Here is a 2,069-nt window from a genome sequence, read left to right as displayed (position 1 = left end):
CCGGGGCCGTCGTCGTCGGGGGACCGGCTTCGGGGGACCGGCTGCGCGGACCGCTGCCGCGCGGAACCGGTTGGGAGAACCGGCTGCGGGGACCGCTACTGTGCGAGGTATCGGTCGAGATCCTCGACGACCTGCTTGGCCCCGATCGGCCCGAGTCCGAGGAACCACACGTCGTCATCGACGCGGTAGGCTCTGCCGTCCCTGACCGCCGGCAGGTTCGTCCACTGGCTCGTCTGCAGCGCCTCGGTCTCCCCGGTGGCGCCGGGTTCGCCGTAGCTCGAGTAGAAGATGACGTCACCGTCGGCCTCGTCGAGCTTCTCGGGGGAGATCTCGACGGCGAGATCATCGACGTTCTGGGTCTCGGGACGCGCGAGGCCGGCATCGGCGAGGATGACGCCGATGAGAGAGGCATTGCCGTAGAGGCGCAGCTTCCCGGGCATGAACCGGACGAGGGAGATCGTCGGATCGCCGGTCACGGAATCGCCCAGGGCCTTGACCTCACGTCCGTACTCGTTGAGCTCGGCCGTCGCCTCCTCTTCGAGGCCGAGGGCGTCGCCGACGAGGAGGAAGTTCTCCTTCCACGGGAACCCGGGGCGGATGGAGAAGACCGTCGGCGCGATCGCCTCGAGCTCGTCGTAGAGCTTCTCCGCACGCAGCTGGCTGCCGAGGATGAGGTCCGGTTCGAGCGAGGCGATCTTCTCGAGGTCGAGTTCGCTGATCGTTCCGACGGTCTCCACGCCCTGCGTCTCCTCGGCGAGGTAGGAGGGGACGGGCTGTGCGCCTTCGGTCGTCACCATGCCCACCGGGGTGATGCCGAGGGCGAGGACATCATCGAGTTCTCCGGTGTCGAGGACGACGACGCGTTCGGGCCGCTTCTCGATCTCCGTGGTGCCGAGCGCATGGTCGACGGTGCGCGGGAACTCGCCGGGCGCGGCGTCGCTGCCGAGTGCGGCGGTCTTCTCATCGGCGGTGCCGAACTCCTTGCCGCCCGCTGCGACGTCGGTGCTGCCGGCGGAGTCGCCCGCGGAATCGTCGGCCGCCGCGCAGCCGGAGGCGAGGAGGGTCAGAGTGAGCAGAGCGGCCGCAGCGGAGAGCGCGCGGGAAGGCTTGGAAGTTTTCACCAGGTTAGTCTAACCTCACCTTGCCGGGGCGTGCGTGAATGAGAAGAACCCCCAGCCAGATGAACTGACTGGGGGTTCTGCCACTGTGGTGGCGGGGGGAGGATTTGAACCTCCGACCTCCGGGTTATGAGCCCGGCGAGCTACCGAACTGCTCCACCCCGCGGCGTGGTCTCAACATTACACGAGCGTAATTCCTGCGCAAAATTCTCGTCGCGTGACCTTTGCCACAAGGTAACCTTGGGTTCACTCGTCCGCCCGAGGGTGAGGGGAGGTCTGCGGGGTCGCACACGCTGCGGCGCGCAGAGCTTGCATGTAGTTGAAAACTGAACTATAGTCATCCGCGTACTTCAAATTTCAACCATAAGGAGAAGCAGAGATCATGACCGCACTTCCCAAGGGACTCACCGCCGGCACCTGGAACATCGATCCGAACCACTCCGAGTTCACCTTCACCGCCCGCCACGCCGGCGTGTCGAAGGTCCGCGGCAACTTCGAGGACATCTCCGGCACCGTCGAGGTCGGCGACTCCCTCGAGGACAGCTCGGTGACCGCCGAGGCCGTCGTCGAGTCGATCAACACCCGCAACGAGCAGCGCGACCAGCACCTGAAGACGAGCGACTTCTTCGCCGCCGACGAGCACCCGAAGCTCACCTTCAAGTCGACCGGAGTCAAGGCCGAATCGGGCGAGGACTTCGAGCTCGAAGGCGAACTGACGATGCGCGGCGTGACCAAGCAGGTCGCGTTCGACAGCGAGTTCCACGGTGTCGCAACCGACCCGATGGGCAACGAGGTGGCCGGTCTCACGGCGTCGGCGACCGTCGACCGCAAGGAGTTCGGCATGGAGTTCTCGGCCGTCCTCGGCGGTGGCGAGCTCCTCGTCTCCGACAAGATCAAGATCGTCCTCGACCTCGAGCTGACGAAGGCCTGATCGCTGCCTGCGACAGTGCC

2 protein-coding genes and 1 tRNA gene are annotated in these 2,069 nt (G+C 66.1%); 1 reads left to right on the top strand and 2 read right to left on the bottom strand.

Going from position 1 to position 2,069, the window contains the following annotated elements; genetic code table 11:
- Window positions 1–95: 95 nt before the first annotated feature.
- Complete coding sequence (locus ABD154_RS02185) at window positions 96–1,121, bottom strand: ABC transporter substrate-binding protein (protein ID WP_344249776.1); 1,026 nt, start codon at window positions 1,119–1,121, stop codon at window positions 96–98.
- Window positions 1,122–1,207: 86 nt separating this feature from the next.
- Window positions 1,208–1,284, bottom strand: a tRNA-Met gene (locus ABD154_RS02180).
- A gap of 216 nt (window positions 1,285–1,500) precedes the next feature.
- Between ABD154_RS02180 and ABD154_RS02175 the strand changes: the two genes are divergently transcribed.
- On the top strand, window positions 1,501–2,049 hold the full coding sequence (locus tag ABD154_RS02175; RefSeq protein WP_211977782.1) for a YceI family protein: 549 nt from the start codon (window positions 1,501–1,503) through the stop codon (window positions 2,047–2,049).
- Window positions 2,050–2,069: the final 20 nt, after the last annotated feature.

The organism is Brevibacterium sanguinis, from assembly GCF_039528855.1.
GTDB classification, from domain to species: domain Bacteria; phylum Actinomycetota; class Actinomycetes; order Actinomycetales; family Brevibacteriaceae; genus Brevibacterium; species Brevibacterium sanguinis.
The sequence above is the reverse complement of the archived record's forward strand: the minus strand, read 5'-3'. Positions and strand labels throughout refer to the sequence as shown.

Coding starts and splice junctions, on each gene's coding strand:
- ABD154_RS02175 (WP_211977782.1), top strand. CDS start 1,501: ATGACCGCACTTCCCAAGGGACTCACCGCCGGCACCTGGAACATCGAT.